The sequence below is a fragment of the Rhodococcus sp. NPDC003348 genome (assembly GCF_053589375.1).
This window is the reverse complement of record NZ_JBSFRT010000006.1, coordinates 1-20,213: the sequence shown is the minus strand read 5'-3', so window position 1 is coordinate 20,213 and position 20,213 is coordinate 1. Positions and strand designations below refer to the sequence as shown.

General features: G+C 70.0%; 16 protein-coding genes. 14 read left to right on the top strand and 2 right to left on the bottom strand.

Annotation, left to right across the window (positions count from 1 at the left end):
- Nucleotides 1-96: 96 nt before the first annotated feature.
- The 6 genes from ACWDU4_RS05640 to ACWDU4_RS05615 all read left to right on the top strand — a co-directional run bounded on the left by ACWDU4_RS05640 (nt 97) and on the right by ACWDU4_RS05615 (nt 7,803).
- Complete coding sequence (locus ACWDU4_RS05640; protein ID WP_450112881.1) at nt 97-1,056, top strand: NAD-dependent epimerase/dehydratase family protein; 960 nt, start codon at nt 97-99, stop codon at nt 1,054-1,056.
- Nucleotides 1,057-1,063: 7 nt separating this feature from the next.
- The gene (locus ACWDU4_RS05635) at nt 1,064-2,299 is read left to right on the top strand and encodes a hypothetical protein (protein WP_450112880.1); all 1,236 of its coding nucleotides are present in this window, start codon (nt 1,064-1,066) and stop codon (nt 2,297-2,299) included.
- Between the two features lie 95 nt (nt 2,300-2,394).
- The gene (locus ACWDU4_RS05630; RefSeq protein WP_450112879.1) at nt 2,395-4,419 is read left to right on the top strand and encodes a glycosyltransferase family 2 protein; all 2,025 of its coding nucleotides are present in this window, start codon (nt 2,395-2,397) and stop codon (nt 4,417-4,419) included.
- Nucleotides 4,416-6,674 (top strand): hypothetical protein, encoded by a 2,259-nt coding sequence (locus tag ACWDU4_RS05625; RefSeq protein WP_450112878.1) that lies wholly within the window; start codon nt 4,416-4,418, stop codon nt 6,672-6,674. The genes ACWDU4_RS05630 and ACWDU4_RS05625 overlap by 4 nt, the downstream gene beginning before the upstream one ends.
- Nucleotides 6,671-6,871, top strand: a complete 201-nt coding sequence (locus tag ACWDU4_RS05620; protein WP_450112877.1) for a hypothetical protein — start codon at nt 6,671-6,673, stop codon at nt 6,869-6,871. Before ACWDU4_RS05625 ends, ACWDU4_RS05620 begins: the two co-directional genes overlap by 4 nt.
- A complete protein-coding gene (locus tag ACWDU4_RS05615; RefSeq protein WP_450112876.1) occupies nt 6,868-7,803 on the top strand; it encodes a glycoside hydrolase family 16 protein in 936 nt (311 codons plus the stop codon). The genes ACWDU4_RS05620 and ACWDU4_RS05615 overlap by 4 nt, the downstream gene beginning before the upstream one ends.
- 7 nt (nt 7,804-7,810) lie before the next feature.
- Here the strand turns inward: ACWDU4_RS05615 and ACWDU4_RS05610 are convergent, their stop codons facing one another.
- Nucleotides 7,811-9,124 carry a lipopolysaccharide biosynthesis protein gene (locus ACWDU4_RS05610; RefSeq protein ID WP_450112875.1) on the bottom strand — a complete coding sequence of 438 codons (1,314 nt, stop codon included), beginning with the start codon at nt 9,122-9,124 and terminating at the stop codon, nt 7,811-7,813.
- Nucleotides 9,121-9,972, bottom strand: coding sequence for a glycosyltransferase family 2 protein (locus ACWDU4_RS05605; RefSeq protein ID WP_450112874.1), 852 nt, complete (start codon nt 9,970-9,972; stop codon nt 9,121-9,123). Before ACWDU4_RS05605 ends, ACWDU4_RS05610 begins: the two co-directional genes overlap by 4 nt.
- 201 nt (nt 9,973-10,173) lie before the next feature.
- Here ACWDU4_RS05605 and ACWDU4_RS05600 point away from each other — a divergent pair, with 201 nt between their 5' ends.
- The 8 genes from ACWDU4_RS05600 (at nt 10,174) to ACWDU4_RS05565 (ending at nt 20,162) form a co-directional block, all read left to right on the top strand.
- The gene (locus tag ACWDU4_RS05600) at nt 10,174-11,364 is read left to right on the top strand and encodes a 4-hydroxybenzoate 3-monooxygenase (protein WP_450112873.1); all 1,191 of its coding nucleotides are present in this window, start codon (nt 10,174-10,176) and stop codon (nt 11,362-11,364) included.
- Between the two features lie 138 nt (nt 11,365-11,502).
- The gene (locus ACWDU4_RS05595; protein ID WP_450112872.1) at nt 11,503-12,330 is read left to right on the top strand and encodes a 2-amino-3,7-dideoxy-D-threo-hept-6-ulosonate synthase; all 828 of its coding nucleotides are present in this window, start codon (nt 11,503-11,505) and stop codon (nt 12,328-12,330) included.
- A gap of 48 nt (nt 12,331-12,378) precedes the next feature.
- Entirely contained in the window at nt 12,379-13,563 is a 1,185-nt protein-coding gene (locus ACWDU4_RS05590; protein WP_450112871.1) for a 3-dehydroquinate synthase II family protein, read from the top strand.
- A gap of 6 nt (nt 13,564-13,569) precedes the next feature.
- Nucleotides 13,570-14,697 carry an LLM class flavin-dependent oxidoreductase gene (locus tag ACWDU4_RS05585; RefSeq protein WP_450112870.1) on the top strand — a complete coding sequence of 376 codons (1,128 nt, stop codon included), beginning with the start codon at nt 13,570-13,572 and terminating at the stop codon, nt 14,695-14,697.
- Nucleotides 14,690-17,200, top strand: a complete 2,511-nt coding sequence (locus tag ACWDU4_RS05580) for an AMP-binding protein (RefSeq protein ID WP_450112869.1) — start codon at nt 14,690-14,692, stop codon at nt 17,198-17,200. Before ACWDU4_RS05585 ends, ACWDU4_RS05580 begins: the two co-directional genes overlap by 8 nt.
- Entirely contained in the window at nt 17,197-18,087 is an 891-nt protein-coding gene (locus tag ACWDU4_RS05575) for a beta-1,6-N-acetylglucosaminyltransferase (protein ID WP_450112868.1), read from the top strand. Before ACWDU4_RS05580 ends, ACWDU4_RS05575 begins: the two co-directional genes overlap by 4 nt.
- Nucleotides 18,084-19,370: a lipopolysaccharide biosynthesis protein gene (locus ACWDU4_RS05570; protein ID WP_450112867.1), complete on the top strand. Its 1,287-nt coding sequence runs from the start codon at nt 18,084-18,086 to the stop codon at nt 19,368-19,370. Before ACWDU4_RS05575 ends, ACWDU4_RS05570 begins: the two co-directional genes overlap by 4 nt.
- Nucleotides 19,371-19,673: 303 nt before the next feature.
- The gene (locus ACWDU4_RS05565) at nt 19,674-20,162 is read left to right on the top strand and encodes a hypothetical protein (protein ID WP_450112866.1); all 489 of its coding nucleotides are present in this window, start codon (nt 19,674-19,676) and stop codon (nt 20,160-20,162) included.
- The last annotated feature ends 51 nt before the right edge of the window (nt 20,163-20,213 follow it).

Below are 20,213 nucleotides of genomic sequence, written 5' to 3'. Positions count from 1 at the left end.
GCGCGGACCGAGGGCGGGCGAACCTGACTCCCCCACGACGGCCTGCGTGTGCTTAAACTGCCGAACGACATCCGGGAAGTAAGGGAAGGCATACCTGTGCGAGTGGTGGTGACCGGTGGCGCCGGCTTCATAGGGTCGACGCTCGTCGACCGGCTACGCGGTGACGGCCACCGGATCCTGGTCGTCGACAACCTCAGTCGCGGCAGGGAACACAACCTCGCCGCAGCGCTGGCGACCGACGCCGTCGACCTCGAGACGCTCGACATCCGCCACGACGACCTCGGACCCACCTTCGAGGCATTCGCGCCCGAGGTGGTCTTCCATCTCGCCGCGCAGATCGACGTCCGGCGCAGCGTCACCGACCCGATCCTCGACGCCGAAACCAACATCCTCGGCACGATCCGGGTCGGCTCGGCGGCCGCATCGGCCGGGGTCCGCAAGGTCGTCTTCACGTCCTCGGGCGGCTCGATCTACGGCACGCCCGCGAACCTCCCTGTCACAGAGCAAGTTCCGGTGCAACCGGTGTCGCCCTACGCGGTGAGCAAGGTCAGCGGCGAGATCTACCTCGACAGCTTCCGGCAGTTGCACGGACTGGAGTGCTCCCACATCGCTCCGGCCAACGTGTACGGCCCTCGCCAGGACCCGCACGGCGAGGCCGGAGTGGTGGCGATCTTCGCTCGCGAGATGCTCGCCGGACGCCCCACGACCCTGTTCGGAGACGGCGGCAACACCCGCGACTACGTGTACGTCGACGACGTCGTCTCGGCCATGGTCGCCGCGTCCGGGCCGCTCGGATCCGGCCTGCGGTTCAACATCGGCACCGGGGTGGAGACCAGCGATCTGGAACTGAACCGCCTCGTGGCCCGCGCGACGGGCGCGACCACCGAGCCGGTGTGGAAACCCGAGCGACCCGGCGACGTCCGACGATCCGCGCTCGACGCCGGCCTGGCCCGCAGCGTCCTCGGCTGGCGCCCGTCGGTCGATCTCGAGGAGGGAATCGCCCGCACCGTCGCACACTTCCGGGCCACCGACCCGACCCGGCCGGTGTCAGTCTGAGGTGCCCGTGACCGACCGCTCCACCGTCCGGGTCGGCCACCTGGACGTGATGCACAGCCGTACCCGGGTCACCGCGATCATCGGGCCGGTCCATCTGCCGCCGGACGACGTCGTGGCAGCGAGACTGGCGACGATGACCGCGGTCGGGCCGCACGCCCGCTTGGGGTTGCGTCCCTCGTCGCGTACCAATCGCTGGACGTTCGATCCGATCGCCAACCGCCCCACCGTGAGCCGCATCGATCCGCCGTCGTCACCACTCGATCTGCTCGACCTCCCCTCGGATGCAGGCACTCCCGCCGAGGATCGTCCGACCAGCATCGTCCTGGCCGGCGACTACATGCGCACCGATCACAATCACGGTCTCGGCGAGGTGGCGCTCGGACTGACGATGCACGGCGTCATCCTGGGCACCATCGATCCGGCCGACCCGCACGTGTGGCGTTCGGCGAAGCGCCATGGAAGTGGGATCGCGACCGCCGCCGCCCGCACCTACGGCTCGGACCCGCGGCGGGTCTGGGCACTGCGCGACTCGGCCCGCCGGAAACCTGCCGCCACCGTTGCCCCGGAGGCGATGGAACCGTGGACACCGTCGCGCACCGGCGTCGTCACCACGATGCCCTCGGCGACAGTGGCGCAGTTGCGTTCCTGGCGGGATGCCCACGCGTCGGATGCGTCGATGTTCGCCGTGGTCGCCTCCGCACTGCACCGCGGTCTCGCGAGCGCCGGCCTGCCGATCGACGACGTCGCGACGGTGACCCTGGACGCCCGCAGGTACCTGCCGAAAGGGCGTGTCCCGCTGGGGAACTTCGTCTCCGGACTGGAGTTCGACCTGGGTCCGGCACCGACGCCGGAACGGATCCACCGGGCCAGCGCCGGCGCGATGGCGTCGGGACGCCCGGTGGCGAACCTGGCACTGAACGCGACCCGCACCCGCATCGGCCTCCGCTCGGCCGCCCCGCGGAACGCACCCCTCGAACGTCCCGGCAGCCCGAGGGCTCGACTGCTGTTCTCGAGCCTCGGGGCCGTCCCCCGAGTGGGCGCCGTCCCGTGGCTCGACTCCGCGGAACCGTTCTACGTCGCCCACAACGATCCCACCGGACCGGATGGCATCACCATCACCTGGGCACTGATCGAGGGCGCCGTGATCACGTCGGCCTCCTTCCACGGCACCGTGTTCGACCGGGAACAGGTTTCGGCCGGGCTCGCGCGGGCCGCCTCCGACCCGTTGGAACTGCTGCGGTGACCCCGTTCCGCGGCCGCCGATCAACACCGTAAGATAGGCAAGCCTTCCCTACTTAAGGGACGGACGTGCCCCAATGACGATCCCGGAGTTTCGCCTTGGCCTCGACGACCCGCCCCGACCCCGGGCTCGCCATTCTCATCAGCTGCTACACGCTCGACCGCCTGGACCTGCTGGTCGCCGGGATCGACGCGGCACGCGCGCAATTGCGACCCTGGACGAGCGGAGCGACGGGGGGTGTCCGTGACGAACTGATCGTCGTCGTCGACCACAATCCCGACCTCGAACGGGAGCTCCGCGAGCGGTTCCCGAGCGGGGTCACCGTGGTCGCCAACGAACACGAACGCGGGCTGTCCGGTGCCCGCAACACCGCGGTCGCGACCGCGGCCGCCGAGATCGTGGCCTTCCTCGACGACGACGCCGTGCTGCGGCCGGGCGCGCTCGATGCCGCGCGTTCGGCCTTCGCCGATCCTTCGGTCGTCGCCGTCGGCGGCGCGGTGATCGCGCGGTGGGAGTCCGGTCGACCGCCGGCGTGGTTCCCCGAGGAGTTCGGCTGGGTGATCGGTTGCGACTACCGCGGACTGGCCGGGGACGGCGCCGAGATCCGCAATCCGATCGGTGCCGCGATGGCGGTGCGACGCGCCGAGCTCCTGAAGATCGGCGGGTTCTCCGACCGACTGGGCCGGGTGGGCACCGTGCCCGCAGGCTGCGAGGAAACCCTGATGGGTATCGAACTGCGACAGCGCTTTCCTCGGTCGCGGATCGTGCGGGTGGCTGCGTTCGCGGTGGACCACACCGTGCCCGATTCCCGCGCCACTCTGCGCTACTTCACAAGTCGCTGCCGGCACGAGGGTCGGTCGAAGGCCATCTTGTCCGGCATGGTCGGCGCCGAGGCCGGGCTGTCCGCGGAACGGAGTTTCGTGGTGCGCACACTGAGCACCGGGGTGCTGCGCTACCTGCGTCAGGCCGTCACCGGTCAGGGACTCGCGTCGCTGAGCCGGATCCTGGTGCTGGTCCTCGGGCTGTTCGTGACGGCGGGAGCGACCGCCGTCGGATCGATCCGGTTGCGCGGGAAGCGGAGCGCCTCCGACGAGACTCCGGCCGCGCTCGTCGCGCACGAACCCACCATCCGTGAGGACGAACTGGTCACCGTCGTGATCCCGACCGTGGGACGCGAGTCGCTGCTCGCGACGGCACGCGCGGTGCTCGCGCAGGAGCACCCCAACATCGAACTGCTGGTCGTCGACAACCGCCCGCACCGCGCCGACGTGGCGCGGATCGTCGCGGACATCGACGATCCGCGGCTGCGGGTGATCGACCAGCCGGTGCCGGGTGTGTCCGCGGCACGCAACATCGGCCATCGCACCGCGTCCGGGCGGATCGTCGCGTTCACCGACGACGACGCCCTGCCCGACCCCGGCTGGATCACCGGAGTCGTCAACAGTTTCCGTGCGGACCGCGCCGGTGCAGTCGGTGTGGTGACGGGGCGCGTGCTCGGCACCGAGGCGACCAACCGTCAGCAGGAGTGGTTCGAGGAGGCCAAGGTCTTCGACAAGGGTGCGGCAGCCACCGTGTGGGCGTTGCGTCCGCACGAGAAGGACGCCGTCCTCGGCGAGTTCGGCACCCACGGCCCGTTCTTCCCCTACACGGCCGGCGAGTGCGGGTCGGGCAACAACATGGCGTTCCGGTCGAACGCACTGGAGTCCATCGGCGGCTTCGACGAGCGTCTCGGCACCGGGACCGCGACCCGCGGTGGCGAGGACCTCGACGCCTTCCGGGCCGCACTGCTGCGCGGCTGGTCGATCGCCTACAACCCGGACGCCGTGGTCCGGCACTACCACCGTGACAACATGGCCGACCTGCGCACGCAGAGTTACGGATACGGCACCGGCATGGCCGCGTCACTGACCAAGTTCGTACTGTCCGGGCATGTCCGGCCGATCCTGTCCCGATTCCCACGCGGACTGCACATGCTGCTGTCCCCCGCCTCCACCAAGAACGCCGACCTCCCCTCCGACTGGCCGCTGCACCTGCGCGTCCTCGAGGCGTGGGGCTACGTGACCGGTCCGGTGCTGTTCGTCCGCAGCCACCTGGCCGCACGGCGGACGGGGGCGAACCGGTGACCGCCACCGAGGTCGTCGCTCACCGGGCGCCCGAGCCCGGGACCGTCGGAACTCCGCGTGTGGTCCGGTACGGCTGGAATCCGCTCGCCGCGTTGCGCGTCGGCGCCGCCGTGTCGGTGGCGATGCTGCTGCTGAACCTGCTTGTCGCCACGGGAAGCCCGGAGATCGTCCCCGCACCCGTCCGGATCCTCGTCGCGCTGGCGGGCGCCACCCTCGTTCCGGGCCTGCCGGTCGCGGTGGCGCTGCGCATACCCGGGCGCGCACTGTTCGCCGCACTGGTCGTGTCGGTGTCGCTGGCCACCGTCATCCTCGCCGCCCAGTTCACGATGGTCCCGCAGTGGTGGAACCCGCTGACCGTGCAGACCCTGCTTGCGGCAGGATCACTGATCGGCTGTGTCGCCGCGCGCCGCACCCTGCCCGCACATCACGAGGTCCCTCACGGCGACCTGCACTACCTGCGGACCTGGAACCGCACGCGCGCACTGGGTCTCGGCGCGCTCGCCGTCGCGCTGGCGCTGTTCGCCGCCGCCGCGTCCGACCTGGACTTCATGGGTGCGGGGCACTACGGGATCATCACGCAGATCGGGGTGGTGTACCCGATCGGGCTGCTCGTCCTCTGCGGCACCGTCGTCGTCGCCCTCACCCGCTCGCGCGTCGACCACGTCCTGATGTCGGCGGCGACGTTGGTGTTGATCACCTACACGACGATGCTCGTCCCGGCCGCCAGCGGGGTGACCTCCGTTCCCACCGCATTCGTGCACCGGGGCTTCATCGCGACGCTGGGTGCCGGTGAACGCCTTCCGGACGCCATCGACGCGCGGTTCAGCTGGGCCGGGTTCTTCACCGCCGGTGCGCATCTCGTCGCAGTGGCGGATCTGCCCGATGTGTCCGCTCTCATGACATGGGCACCGCTCTTCATGGGTGCGCTCCTGGCGTTCCCGCTGTACGCGATCGCCATCGCCGTCACCGGCCGGGCCCGGCTGGCGTGGCTGGCGGTCGTGCTGTACCAGCTGTTCAACTGGTACCAGCAGGACTACTTCGCGCCCCAGGCGGTGGCGCTGGTGTTCTACACGACGATCGTCGCGACCCTGCTGTGGCAGTTGCGCCGGGCACCCCTCCCGGAAATCGGGCCCGGCATCGGCCGATTCCTGGTCACCGCGCCGCGGCGCACGCCAGGGCTGGTCCCCGGCTTCGACTCGGCTCGCACCCTCGCCATCGGCGCGGTGCTGCTGCTCCTGATCGTCGCCAACACCGTCACCCACCAGATCACCCCGATCCTGGTGATCATCGCCCTCGCGTTCTTCTCGCTGTTCGGGGTGACGCGCTACCGGACCCTGTGGCTCGCCGCCGGCCTCGTGTTCGCGGCCTGGTTCAGCTATGGGGCGACCGACTTCTGGACCGGTCACCTGCAGTCGATCTTCGGCGAAATCGGCCAGATCGGAAACTCCGTCAACCGCGGTGTCGGCGAACGGCTCTCCGGCGACCCCACGTACCAGCAGATGCAGTACCTGCGAATGGGTGCGTCCGGCCTGTTCGCCGGTGTCGCATTCATCGGATGGTTGTTCTCGCGCGGGCGCCGGACCTGGCTCGTGGCGGGGGCGGTGTGCGCCGCCCCGTTCACCCTGGTGCTCCTGCAGAGCTACGGCGGCGAGATGATCATCCGCTGCTTCGTGCTCGCCTCACCGGTGCTCGCCCCGTTCGCGGCGATCGCCGTGGCCCGGGCGGCGGCCTGGCTCCGCGGACGGCTCGGCCGCCATGCCGCCGCACCGACCGGGGGATGGACGACGGTGGCCGCCGGCACGCTGGCATTGGTGGCGCTCGGCACCCTGCTGACCACGAACCGCGGCCTGAACACCTCCTTCGAGGCGTCGACGCGCGAACAGGTCACCGTCACCGACGAATTCATCGCCGAGGTGCCCCCGGGCACGACCGTCATGTCGTGGTCACACGCGCCGCACAGCAACGGTGTCCGGCGCACACTGGACCCCCTCGGGCCCCGGATGATGTTCATCGACAGCTATCCGTGCCTCGACGACCTCGCCAACTGCGCGAAGACCCGAGATCCGTCGTACGTGTATCTCACCACCCAGGGCACCGGAATGCTTCGCCTGCAGTACGGCATGTCCCAGGAGTACCTGGACGCGCAGCTGGACGCCATCCTCGCCACCGGCCGGTACGTGCCGATGCTCGAGCGCGACAGCATCACCATCCTGCGCCGCGTCGATTCCCCCGTCATCGAATTCGAGAACTCATGAGCCTGACCGTATTCTTCTACCTCCTCGCCGCCGCCCTCCTGCTGGCGGGTGTGGTGATCCGCGAGCGCGAGGTTCCCGGCACCGGCACCATCGGGCGACGTCCACGCGCGCAACTGATCTCGCTGGCCCTCGCGGTCTGTGTGGTGACGGCGGCAGCGCTGACCTTCATCCGGCTGATCACGATGGCCGTTGGATGATCTCGCGCCCACTGCGAGCCGCGGTCGCGGCGCTGGCCGTCGCTGCCTGCGCCTCCTGCACCATCGCCACGGACCCGACCGAGAACCGCGATCCGACGCAGGCCGCGACGACCTCGGACGACTGCGGCCAGGCACAGTCGCCGGGCGGCACACCCGTTCCCACCGGCGACCTGGCCGGCTGGAAGCAGATCTTCACCGACGACTTCGACCGGTGCGATCTGGGTCGGCAGTGGGGCACGTACAGCGGTCAGCCGGGCGGCAACCCGCACGGCTGGTGGGACGAGGAGATGGTGCGGGTCGAGGGTGGGGCACTGAACCTGCTGTCGCAGCGCACCTCCGACGGGTGGGTCAGCGGCGGCGTGTCGAACTACCCGGTGACGCAGCAGTACGGCCGGTGGGAGATCCGGATGCGTGCCGACCGCAGCGACGACATCTCGTACCACATGCTGCTGTGGCCGCAACGCGAGAAGTGGCCCCCGGAGATCGACTTCGCCGAATCCGTCAGCGGTGACCGGACGCAGATGGACGCGTTCCTGCACTGGGTCGGCGACGATGCGGAGAACCAGAAGTCGCACGCGGCGGTGAACGGTGATTTCTCGCAGTGGCACACGGTCGGGGTGGAGTGGGGTCCGGGTATCATCCGCTACCTGCTCGACGGAAAGGTCTGGGCGGAGGCCCATTCCGACGCCATGGTCCCCGACGAACCGATGTGGCTCGGACTTCAGGCCGAGGCCGGCGCCTGCGAGCGCCGCGTCGACTGGGGTCTGGCACCGTGTTCCGAATCGGACGCGCTGCGGCCTGACTCGGTGCGTGTGCAGGTGGACTGGGTGACCGTCTACGAGCCGGTGATGCCGGATCTGGAGGCGATGCAGAAGCGCGGCGTGTTCGATCCCGACCCGAACGCCGTCCAGCTGACCGAAGGGCCCAGCTGACCGGAAGTCACCGAACGGGTTCGTTCTCCCGGCCGAGTGAACGAACCGCACGCAGCAGCGGCACCGCGAGAACCACCGCCGACACCGATTCGGCCACGATGTACGCCCAGCCCATCGCCGCCAGTCCATGGCCGTCGATCAGCGCCAGGCTCAGCCCGAGGACCAGTGCCGCGTTGAGGACCTGCACGACGATGGCCAGCCGCAGTCGGCGCCGCACCCGGGCGATCGCGTTGTAGGCGAACCCCACGATCGCGGGCAGCAGCGCGACCGCAGCGAGCCGCAGCAGCGGGATTCCGGTGTCCGCGTAATCCTCGCCGACGAACCCGAGGAGCACCGGACCGACGATCGCGAACAGCACCACCCCACCGGCGGTCACCACCGCGAGCACCACGAGGAACCGGCGGGTCAGCGCTCGCACCTGCATCGGATCTGCCGCCACACCGGCGACGTACGGTCCCATCAGCATGGTCATGAGCACCAGGACCGCGGAAACGAGCGACCAGGCGATGGCGAAGTACGCGTTGGCGTCCGCGCCCATGCGGGCGACGACGATCAGCGGCAGCATCAGTGGCGCCAACGCCGCCACCACGTAGATGCCGTACGACGCGGCGAGGAAGGAACCCAGTTCGCGCCGCGGCGGCAACTGCGGCACGGCACCGGCGAACTCCGGTCCTCGAAGCCGCCGCGCCACGGCGACCCCGAGCACCACCGCCCCGATCAGGGCGGGCACGGTCCAGGTCCAGACGACGGCGAGCCGGGATGCGGTGAATCCGAGGGCAACCGCGGCAACCAGTTTGACCACGGCATGGCTGACGTTCTTGGTTGCCGCCCAGCCGGCCTCCCGCAACCCCACCGACGTGTGATCGAGCAGTGCGAACGCCGAGAACACCGCCACGATCAACGGAAACGACGCGGCCTGAAGGGGATGATCGAACATCTCGTCGGTCGGACCCCACAGCAGGAACACCGCGCCGAGCAGCAATCCTCCGCACCCGCCGACCACGAAGCCTGCGCGCACCAGTGCGGAGGCACGGCTCCCGGCGAGGGGGAGGAATCGCTCGAACAGCGCACCGAGGCTGAGGTTTCCGAACGCCGACAGCATCGTGGCGGTGGTGATGATCGCCGACGCCGCACCGACCTCCCGAGCCGGATAGAGCCGCCCCAGCACCGCCCAGTAGGCGAGGCCCAGCACGCCGGTGAGGGCAGCGGAGACCGTCAGTGCGAGGCTGTTGCGCTCGAGGCTCTTGGCCCCTACACCTCCCCGCTCCGTCCCGCCCGGGGCGACCTCGGCCGGTGCACCGGGGTCGACCCCGGCCGTCACTGCGTCAGTTCACGCACGTCGGCGCGGACCGACTCCTTGTGAATGTGCTTGGCGGCGCGCCAGTGCTGCCATTCCTGGCCGATGGTGCGCAGCACCCGCATGCCGTCGCTGTAGGCGTTGAGGTTGCTCCGGCCGTGGATGCGCGGGCCCTCGAAGCTGCCGACCTCGACGATGTTCAGGCCGCTCGTGGCCAGACGCACGTTGATGACGGTCTCGATCTCGAATCCGTCGCCCCACTGTGCGCGCTGGTACTCAACCGGCGGCAGCTCGATCAGCGGAACGTGCTTGCGCCAGAAGGCGTTGTAGCCGTAGCAGAGATCGGAGAACTTGGTCCGGAAGATCAGGTTGACCAGGCCGTTGAGTCCCTTGTTCCCGACGTTGCGCAGCGCGGTGATGTCGGAGCTGCCGCCGCGGCCGACGAAGCGGCTGCCCTTGGCGAGGTCGGCACCGCCGACGAGCGCCTCGACGAACAGCGGGATCTCGGCCGGATCGGTGGACCCGTCCGCGTCGATCATCACGATGATGTCCTCGGTCGCCGCGGCGAAGCCGCACGCGAGTGCGTTGCCCTTGCCGCTGCGGGTCTGCGTGACGAACGTCGCGTCGGGCCACAGCTCGCGGGCTACCGGGACCGTGTCGTCGGTGGAATTGCCGTCCACGAACACGATCTGGTCGATGCCTGCGGGCATCCGCGAGGCGACGAACGGCAGGTTCTTCTCCTCGTTCATCGCGGGGATGATGACCGAGACCGTCGGCCGACCGGCGCCGCGCCCGGCGCGGTCCTCGACCGGGGTGAGGGCGGTGGTCCCGGCGTCGCCGCCGGGTCCGTCGGTCGGTGTGGGGGTACTCAAGTCGATCGCTCCAGTTGTGATCACGCGGGGACGGCCCCGCCATGCATCGACAGGCCGGGCAATCGCCTTGCCCACGAGCCGATTCGGGGGTCCCGCAGTTCGTCGAACTGCGTGTCATACAGTAGAAGGTAGGCAAGCCTAAGCAAAGCGCCAGGTGCCCCATGTGACGACTGTCACAAATCGGACGAGAATCGAGGCCCCGTGCACACCCAGGTAGCAATCATCGGCGCAGGACCGGCGGGGTTGACCCTCGCCCGGATGCTCGACATGCAGGGCATCTCGTCAGTGGTCGTCGAACGGTGCAGCCGGGAGTACATCGAGACCCGCACCCGCGCAGGCATCCTCGAGCAGCCGACCGTTGCGCTCCTGCGCGAACTGGGCGTCGCCGACCGGCTGGACCGGGAGGGGATGTCACACAACGGCTTCTACGTGCGCTTCGACCGCGCCACCCATCACCTCGACTTCCATCGGCTCGTGGGCGGTCACGCCACCGTCTATCCGCAGCAGGAACTGGTCAAGGACCTGGTCGCGAACCGGCTCGAGTCCGGCGAGCCACTGCTGTTCGAGGCGACGGTCACCGCGATCGACACCACCCCGGACGGCGCACGCCTGCTGGTCGACCAGGGCGGCGCCGAACTGGAGATCACCGCCGACTTCGTCGCCGGCTGCGACGGCTTCCACGGCGTCAGCCGGACCCACGTTCCCGCGGCACGACTGCGGGAGTTCAGCCGCACCTACCCGGCGGCCTGGCTCGGCATCCTCGCCCGCACCGCGCCGACCACCCCGGAGGGCATGTACTGCGCCCACGAGAACGGCATCTCGGTGCACAGCATGCGCGGGCCCGCGATCACCCGGCAGTACCTACAGGTTCCCGCCGACACGAACCTCGACGACTGGCCCGACGAGCGGATCTGGGACGAACTGGCAACCCGCAGCGCCAGCGACGACTCCCCCGAACTCGAGCGCGGCGAGATCTTCGACCGCTCACTGGCCCCGCTGCGCTCGTACGTGTGCGAGACGATGCAGGACGGCAGGTTGTTCCTGCTCGGCGACGCCGCACACATCGTCCCGCCCACCGGCGCAAAGGGTCTCAACCTCGCGGTCTCGGACGCGTGCACGTTCTCCCACGCACTGGGTGGGTACTACCGGGCCGGCGACCGCACACTGCTCGACGCCTACACCGAGACCTGTCTGCCCCGAATCTGGAAGGCGCAGCACTTCTCCTGGACTCTGACGACCACGCTGCACGCCCTGTCCGACGACCCCATGGACTGGCCGCTACGCCGCGCCCGGCTCCGCCGCTGGGTGGAGTCGGAGGCCGAGCAGGCCGCCCTCGGCGAGGTGTACCTGGGCCTACCCTTCCCCACACCCTGGCGCCATCCGGCTGCGTGACGGCCGGCGAGCTGGGGGTGGCACCAATCCGGGAGGCCCCCTACCCTTACCCCCAGGCGTTTGTGTAGCCTACCCTAATTATGCGTGGCCCCCGGGGTCGATCCACCGCATGCGTGCTGCCCGATTGGAGTTCGGTCGTTGTTGAGCTTTCCCGCCCCCAGCCGCGCTCATTCTCTGAGCGGGAAGGGCATTCGCCTGTCCCGCATCACCGACCACACCACCAGCCGGACCCTGATCGTGCCGATGGACCACTCCGTCACGATCGGCCCGCTCGGTCACGCCGACCACGCCGACACGACGGTCCGCACCCTCGCCAAGGCCGGCGCCAACGCGGTGGTCCTCCACCGCGGCCGAGCCAAGCTGGTCGATCCGTCGTGCTTCGCGCGAATGGGCCTGATCGTGCACCTGTCGGCCGGTACCACCCGAAGCATGGACCTGCACGCGAAGGTGCTGGTCTCCAGCGTCGAGGACGCGCTCCGGGTCGGCGCGGACGCCGTCAGCGTGCACGTGAACATCGGATCCCCCACCGAGCGCGAGCAACTCGCCGACTTCGGCGCCGTCTCACGCGAGTGCGAACTCCTCGGCATTCCACTGCTGGCCATGATGTACGCCCGCGGCCCCCTGCGCGCCGACGTCCCACCGGACGCGCGCGAACTCGCGCACCTCGCCGCGATCGCGACCGACCTGGGTGCCGACCTGGTCAAGCTCGACTACTGCGGCGACCCGGACGCGATGCGCCGCGTCGTCGAGTCCTGCCCGATCCCGATCTGTGTCGCGGGCGGGCCGAGCTCGGGAGGCAGTGACGACCAGGCGATCGCACTCGGTGCCGAGATCCTCGACTCCGGTGTCGCCGGGCTGAGCTTCGGCCGCAACGTGTTCGAGGCCAGGGACCCCTACGCGGTGACCTCCGCACTCGCCCGGCTGATCCATTCGCCCGCCCCTGCCATCGAACTCGAAAGCGCCTGACGGCACCCGATCCACCGCTCCACAACCCGAAGGGAAACCCGTCCGCACATGGACAGCACCATCGTCACCGACCAGATCGTCCCGGCCGCAGGCGCGGGATCGGACGCCCGTCGCACCCCGGTCAGCCGCGAGGGCCACTTCGCGTGGCTCGACGTGCGCGCACTCGACGCGGCACTGCTGCCCGCAGTCGTACAGGCGGCGCTCCACCACCGCATCGACGGCATCCTGTCCGACCGGATCGCGACGTTCGAGGGCCTGCCGCCGACGGTGCGCCGCATCCTCGCCGTCGACGCCCCCGTCGCCGAGGACTTTCCGTACGACAGCGTCGACCTGGTGATCGTCGCCGACCGCGAGGACGCGCGCTCCCCGCACATCGGGCACACCCCGGACGTCGGTGTGCACGTGGTGGTCTCCGACGCCCCGACACTCCAGGTCGCCTGCGAGGTCGTGCGCGAGGTGCCGTGGACACTGCTCACGTTCACCGATCCGACCAAGATCCCGCTCGAGATCGTGATCGCGGCGGCCGAGAACTCCGGTGGCCGCACGATCACCACGGTCTCCGACGTCGAGGACGCCGAGATCGTCAAGCTGGTGCTCGAGCACGGCTCCGACGGACTGCTGCTCGCCCCGCGCAACGCCGACGACGTGGTGAAGCTGGCCCAGATCGTCGATCACAAGCTCGAGGGCATGGAGCTGTCCGAGCTCGTGGTCACCAAGGTCGAGCACATCGGCATGGGCGACCGGGCGTGCATCGACACCTGCTCGCTGCTCGAACTCGACGAGGGCTGCCTCATCGGCTCGTTCTCGACCGGAATGTTCCTGTCCTGCAGCGAGACCCACCCGCTCCCCTACATGCCGACCCGCCCCTTCCGGTGGAACGCCGGCGCCGTCCACTCGTACGTCCTCGGGCCGGACAACCGCACCCGCTACGTCAGCGAGTTGCAGGCCGGCTTCCCGATCCTCGCCGTTCGCACCGACGGCAGCGTCCGTGAGGTGCGCATCGGCCGGGTCAAGATCGAGAAGCGTCCGCTGATCTCCATCACCGCGGTGGCCCCGAACGGCAAGAACGTCAACGTCATCGCCCAGGACGACTGGCACGTGCGGTTGCTCGGCCCCGGCGGCTCGGTCAACAACGTCACCGAACTGAAGCCCGGCGACACGCTGCTCGGCTACGTGCCGACCGAGGCCCGCCACGTCGGACTGCCGATCACCGAGTTCTGCGACGAGCGCTGACCGACCATGCCCAGCACGCCCGACATCCTCTGGTACATCGGGGCGAACGACGGTGAGGTGCCATGGGATCCACGGCACCGCTTCGAGCCGTCGTTCGCCGCGCTGCGCGAACAGGCCCGCACCCTGGACCGGCTCGGCTTCCACGGCGCGCTGACCACGGCACGGGAGGCGATCTCACTGGTCGCCGATACCGAGCGGCTGCGGTTCGTGGTACCGGAGTACCCGGGCGTCAAGCCTCCGGTGCTGCTCGCCGAGGAAGCACAGGTCTTCGACCAGTACTCCGGTGGCCGGTTGATCTACAACCAGGTGAACGGCGCCGACCCGGTGCTCGCCCGGTACGGCCGCTTCCACTCGAAGGCCGAGCGCTACGCGGTGTCCGAGGAGTACTGGACGCTGTTCAAGCGGCTCTACCTCGACGAGACGGACGCGTACTCGGGGAAGTACTTCGAGTACGGTCCGCGCTACAAGCCGGCGATCGCCGGACCACGGCAGCCGGGCGGTGTCCCGATCTGGGGCACGGGCGCCTCTCCGGAGGGCATCGCGCACGCCGCGCAGGTGCTCGACGCGTACCTGATGTTCATGAGCCCGGCCGACGCGATGGACGCGGTGTTCACGAAGGTGCGCAAGGCCGCGGCCGACGCCGGACGGGAGATGCGGTTCGGTGTGCTGGCGAGTGTGGTCGTACGCGAGACCGAGGACGAGGCGTGGGAACGCTTCGAGTGGCAACTCGCGCAGACGTCACCGGAGTCGGTGCTCGCCACCGCGGACCGCAACCTCACCAGCTTCGGGTTCCCCCCGCTGGCCCAGCTGACCTCCGACGACCAGCAGGTGCGGGCCCGGATCGCCGCACTGCGCGCCGGTCAGCTGCCCACCCGGGCCGAACTGGAGTACGCACCGAACCTGGCCGCCGGCCTGACCACGTGGACCGGCGCCGAGCCTCCGTTCGACGTGGCGGGCAAGGGCACGGGCAACTACCTGGTCGGCAGCGCCGACAACGTGGCCGCCCGCATCCTCGAGATGTCCTCCTCGCTCGGCATCGACATCTGGATCCTGTCCGGGTGGCCGTTGATCGACGAGGCGAAGATCGTCGCGGACCTGCTGTTCCCCCGGCTCGGGATCACCACCGGTGTCTGAGCTCTCGACCGCCCCCTCCGTCACGGGTCCGCGCGGCTATCCGCCCTTCGACGTGCCGTGGATGTCGATCCGGGAACGGTTCGAGGTGGTGGCCGCGGCACTGTCCGGCGAGACGGCGGTGGTGTGCCGCGGCGAGCAGATCACGTACGGCCGGCTGCGTGAGCGTGGCCTCGCCGGGGCCCGCGCACTCGTCTCCACCCTCAAGGGGGTCCGGCGACCGATCGCACTCGACACCGAGTGCAGCCTCGACTGCGTGGTCGCGATCGTGACGGTGCTACTGTCGGGAAATCCGTTGGTACTGCTCGACTCCCAGCTTCCCGAAGAACGTCGCGCCGACATCCTCGCGCGCAGTGGGGCCGTGCGGTACCGGCACGCCGACCTCGCCGCCGTGGCCACCGCACCCGACACACCGTTGCCCTTCGGCGCCCCCACCGACACCGCCGTGCTCCTGTTCACCTCCGGGTCGACCGGCCGGCCGAAGGCGGTGCGCCAGGGTCAGCGGCAGTGGCTGAACCAGGCGGCCGACTTCCACGCCACCCTCGGCATCGGCGCCGGGGACCGCGTGGGCATGGCGCTGCCGATCAGCTTCGGCGGCGGACTCGACGTGGTGATGAGCGCACTCCTCAACGGCGCCGCACTGCACGTCCTCGACCCCCGCGAGGCCGGGATCGACACCGTCCCGCAATGGATCTCGGGCGAGGCGCTGACCACGCTGCACGCCACCCCCTCGCTGCTGCGCGCGGTGACGAAGGTCTGCCACGGAACCACCGCCCTGACCCGTCTTCGGCTGGTCACCACGTGCGGTGAGGCCGTGCACGGCAGCGATGTGACCTCGCTGCGCGCCCTGCTCGGGCCACACGCGACCTACTGCAACCTGTCCGGATCCTCGGAGACCGGAAACCTGGCCTTCAACGAATTCCCCGCCGGGCGGGTCGTTCCCGATCGGATCCTGCCCGTCGGCGTCGTGGCCGCCAACAAGCGGGTCCTCCTGCTCGGTCCCGACGGCAGGCCGGTACCTGCCGGGGAGGTCGGTGAGATCGTCGTCGAATCCGACTACCTCGCCGAGGGCTATCACGTCGATCGCGACGGCGGAGCCGGTGCGGTCGTCGACAAGTTCGGTGTCACCGCCACCGGCGCCCGCTACTTCCGGCTGGGCGACCTCGGACGGTTCGACGAGGACGGGTTGCTGCACCTCGTCGGCCGCGGCGACGATGCGGTGAAGGTCCGCGGCTACCTGGTCGAACCCGCGGACGTCGAGTCCGCGCTGCGCCGCCTGCCCACGGTGGACGATGCCGTGGTGCTCGCCCGGCGCACGGACACCGGCACCGTCCTGGTCGGGTACGTCGCCGTCAGCCCGGACGGCCGCGCCCCGTCCGCCGCCGACCTGCGCCGCGACCTGCGGAACAGTCTGCCGGACTGGATGATTCCGGCCCACCTGGTACTGCTCCCGGTGCTGCCGCGCAACGAGAGGGGCAAGGTGGACCGGGCCGCGCTGCCCGCGCCGGCGTCCCGTCCGCCGCTGGTGCCGCCGGCGGAAGGCACCGAAACCGAGCTGGCCGCATTGTGGGGGCAGATCCTCGGTATCGAACAGGTCGGCCGCGACGACGACTTCACCGCGCTCGGCGGCGACTCACTGCAGACCCAGCAGATGCTCACCCGGGTCGGCGAACGGTTCGACGTGGCGCTCTCGTCCGCGACGCTGGCGAACTTCCCGACGCTGCGCGGGTTCGCCGCCAATCTCGACGACCATGCCACCGGAACCGGAGGCTCCGTGCTGGTGCCATTGCGCCCCGACGGCACCGGGTACCCGGTGTTCGCCCTCGCCGGGGCCGGCTCCACCGCGCTCGCACTGCTGCCGCTGGCGCGGGAACTCGACCGGCCCGTGTACGGGTTGCAGGCACACGGGCTCGAACGCCGCGGTCTCCCCGACTGGACGGTGGCCGCGGCAGCCCGCCGGTATCTCAAGGAGATTCGCCGGGTGCAACCACACGGCCCGTACACGTTCGTGGGGCACTCGCTCGGCGGCGTCATCGCCGTGGAGATCGCGCGCCTGCTCGAGGCGGACGGCGAGTCCGTCCGCGCGGTGGTCTGCCTGGACACCCTCCTCGGCGGCCCGCTGTCGGTCGGCGGACCCGAGCTGCCCCGCACCGCGGACGCTCCGCCCGCCGTCGCGGCCGCACCACCGTCCCGAACCGACCTGTGGCGCACCCGCTTCCAACTGCTGACCGCAGGCATCGTGCCGCGTCCCGCGCAAGAGCAGTGGGACCTGTTCCACGAGGTGGGCCGGCGGGTGGCACTGCTGCACAGGCTGCGGCCGTGGCACGGCCGCGTCGCGGTGGTGATGGCCGAGGACAATCCCGACGACCCGGCGTGGTGGCCGATCATCGCCCCGAACGTGGTGGCGGTGGACCGGGTGCCGGGCGACCACGTCGGGATGCTGCGCGCCCCGCACGTCGCCCGGACCGCAGCCCTGGTGCGGGCCGTGCTGGGGCACGAGGGATGACGGACCGGTTCGCGGTGCTGGTGCTCGCCCACCGGCAACCGCGGGTGCTCGCCGCCCTGCTCGAATCGCTGCGACATCCGGCCGTTGACGTCTACGTGCACGTCGACGCCAAGAGCGATCTCGCACCCTTCCTCGCCGCGGCACCCGAACGGGACGGGTTGACCTATCTTCGGGACCGACGTGAGGTCCGCTGGGGCGGGCTGCGCGTGGTCGACGCGACCCTGGATCTGGTTGCCGCGGCCCGTGATTCCCGACGCGGGTACACCCGCTTCACCCTGCTGTCCGGATCGGACCTGCTGATCGCCCCGCTCGAGGAGGTGCTGCGTGTGTGGTCCGGCCGCACCGAGTACCTGCGCATCGACCGTCGGGTGCGCGAACCCGGGACTCCCCGGGCCCGGCAGATCGCCCGCAGGCACTTCCCCGACGACCGTGTCCCGTGGCGGCGCCGTCTCGACGGCCGCATCCCGCGCCGTGTGGACGGCACCGTCGACCTGGTCCAGGGGTCGCAGTGGTGGTCGCTGACAGACGAGGCCGTCGAGCACGTGCTCGACTTCCTCACCGCGCACCCGCGGTGGTTGCGGTTCCACCGAAACACCCTGTGCCCCGACGAGATCGTCGTCCACTCGATCCTGGCGGCCTCACCGGTGGCCCACCGGATCGCCCAGCACGTCGACGGCACCGCCGACGTCGCGGCGTTCCGCGCCGATCCGGTGCACGGTCTGCACCACATCGACTGGTCCGACCCGACCGCGATCAGCCCCCGGGTCCTCGGCCCCACCGACGAGACGCTGCTGCGGACCTCGCGGGCGCTGTTCGCGCGGAAGGTCGACGAGTCGTCGTGGGCGCTGATCGAGGCGTTCGCGGCCGACCGGTCGGTGACCCGATGAGCCGGCGGCTCGGCGGGCCGGGCCTCGAGTCCAACGCCGCGGCACTGATGCTCTCGTCGGTGGCGACGGGGGCTCTCGGGTTGGTGTACTGGGCGGTCGCGGAGCGGTTCTTCGACACGTCGGAGGTGGGACGGGCCTCGGCGGTGATCAGCACCGCGACCATGCTCGCGTCGGTGTCCTGCCTGTCCCTCGGCGGTGCGTACCAACGGTTCCTGCCGGTCGCGGGCCGCGCGTCGCACCGGCTGATCCTCGGCGGCCTGGCACTGACCGCGACGGTGGCCCTGGCACTCGGTGGCCTGTTCCTGGTGGTGAACCCGTCCAACGACCGACTGTTCTCCTCCCCGGCCGAGTACGCCCTGTTCCCGCTGATCGTGCTCGCCTTCGCCGTATACGCATTGGCCGACCCGATCCTGACCGGGCTGCGGCTCGCGAAAGCCGTTGCGGTCAAGAACATCGCGCTGTCCGTCCTGAAGGTCGTCCCGATCGTGGCGCTCGCCGGGACCGGGTCCGCACTGGCACTGAGCGGGTCGTGGGCGGTACTCGCACTGGGGGTGACCGCCTTCTCGGTGAGCTACCTGCTGCGCGCGATCCGCGACCGCCGCGAGGTGCCCGCGCAGCTTCCGCCGGTGCGGGAGCTGTGGGCGTTCCAGGGCGTGTTCTTCACGATGACGCTGGTGCTGACGGTGACGCCGCTGGCGCTGCCGCTGATCGTGGTGTCCCAGTTGGGTACCGAGCAGAACGCCTACTTCAATCTGGCGTGGACGATGTGCTCGGCGGTCGGGCTGTTGAGATCCGGGGTGGGGTCCTCGTTCATCGTCGAGGCATCCGCGCCGGACGCGGACCGAGCCGCGCTGTTCCAACGCCTGATCCGCATGCTCGCGGCCGTCGCCCTCGTGTCCGCGGCAGGCCTCGCAGTCGGTGGACCGCTGGTGCTGTACGTCGTGAGCCCCGACTACTTCCACGCAGCGGCCGGACTGGTGCTGGTGATGGCGGTGGAGTCTCTCGTCGGGACCGTCGTCATCGTGTACTTCCTGGTCGCCCAGGTCCTTCGCCGCCTACGCCTGATGCTCGCGGTCCAGATCGTCATCGTCGCGACCACCCTCGGCGTGACGGCGACCCTGGTGCCGGAGGTCGGTCTGATCGGTGTCGCGTGGGGTTCCCTCACCGCACAGGTCAGCGCGCTGCTCATCGTCGCTCTGCCTCTACGCCGAGCGGTCTCCGAGATGGCGCGCCCTTCCGCCACGACCCCCGACGCCACCCCGGAATCCATCCCCGCCCGGTAGTCCAGGGATCCGGACAGGACCCGACGACGTTCCACGTCACCACGCCACAGCGTATCGAGATCGACACCCTGAAACCCGCCGGCCCTCGCGCCCTTCCGTGTCGGCTGAGGCGTCGATTCCCAGATCGGTTCACCAGCGCACTCAGCGTCCCTTAAGCATTCCCTCAGTAAGGTTTACCTCAGTCAACAAGCTTGGCTCACCAATTGCGCAGGGCGCGAGGGGACAACCCGGCGCCGCGCACGATGTCGATCACACGCCACGCCGCACGAGGCAGCGCGGTGTCCAAATCCGAAGGGACCCAACATGGGTGTTTCACGTAAGCTGGCCGGCGCCGGTGTCGTTGCCGGACTCTCCGCTCTCGCTCTCGTTTCCAGCCCCGCGCTGTCGTCGGCTCAGGTCACCGGCACCTGGACCGCGACCGTGTCCGGCTCGCAGATCACCACCACGGTCACGGGCCTGAAGACCACCCTGCCGTTCAACTACTGCGAGGGCTACGTGTACCGCGGCGACGCCACCGCCTTCGACCGGGCCAACATGGTCCAGGAGTACCTCATCACGGGCACGGACCTGGTGAAGAACCAGGTTCTCGCCGGCGTCGCCGGTTCGGGTACCTCGACGGACCTGGCCACCGGCGAGTACTGGGTGGTCACCAAGTGCAAGGAGATCGGCGACACCTCTTACCAGTCCGTCGGCACGCCCGTGAAGGTGGCGGTCACCGAGGGTTCGGCCGTTGATCCCGGAACCGGTAGCGCCGAGGGCCTCAACGGCATCCTCAGCCAGTTCGGCAGCTAGCCTGCAGGTTTCGTGATCCGGGTGCGGTCGGCGGGCTTCGGCCCGCCGACC

Coding starts and splice junctions, on each gene's coding strand:
- ACWDU4_RS05620 (WP_450112877.1), top strand. CDS start 6,671: ATGAGCCTGACCGTATTCTTCTACCTCCTCGCCGCCGCCCTCCTGCTG.
- ACWDU4_RS05615 (WP_450112876.1), top strand. CDS start 6,868: ATGATCTCGCGCCCACTGCGAGCCGCGGTCGCGGCGCTGGCCGTCGCT.
- ACWDU4_RS05590 (WP_450112871.1), top strand. CDS start 12,379: ATGGACAGCACCATCGTCACCGACCAGATCGTCCCGGCCGCAGGCGCG.
- ACWDU4_RS05585 (WP_450112870.1), top strand. CDS start 13,570: ATGCCCAGCACGCCCGACATCCTCTGGTACATCGGGGCGAACGACGGT.
- ACWDU4_RS05575 (WP_450112868.1), top strand. CDS start 17,197: ATGACGGACCGGTTCGCGGTGCTGGTGCTCGCCCACCGGCAACCGCGG.
- ACWDU4_RS05570 (WP_450112867.1), top strand. CDS start 18,084: ATGAGCCGGCGGCTCGGCGGGCCGGGCCTCGAGTCCAACGCCGCGGCA.
- ACWDU4_RS05565 (WP_450112866.1), top strand. CDS start 19,674: ATGGGTGTTTCACGTAAGCTGGCCGGCGCCGGTGTCGTTGCCGGACTC.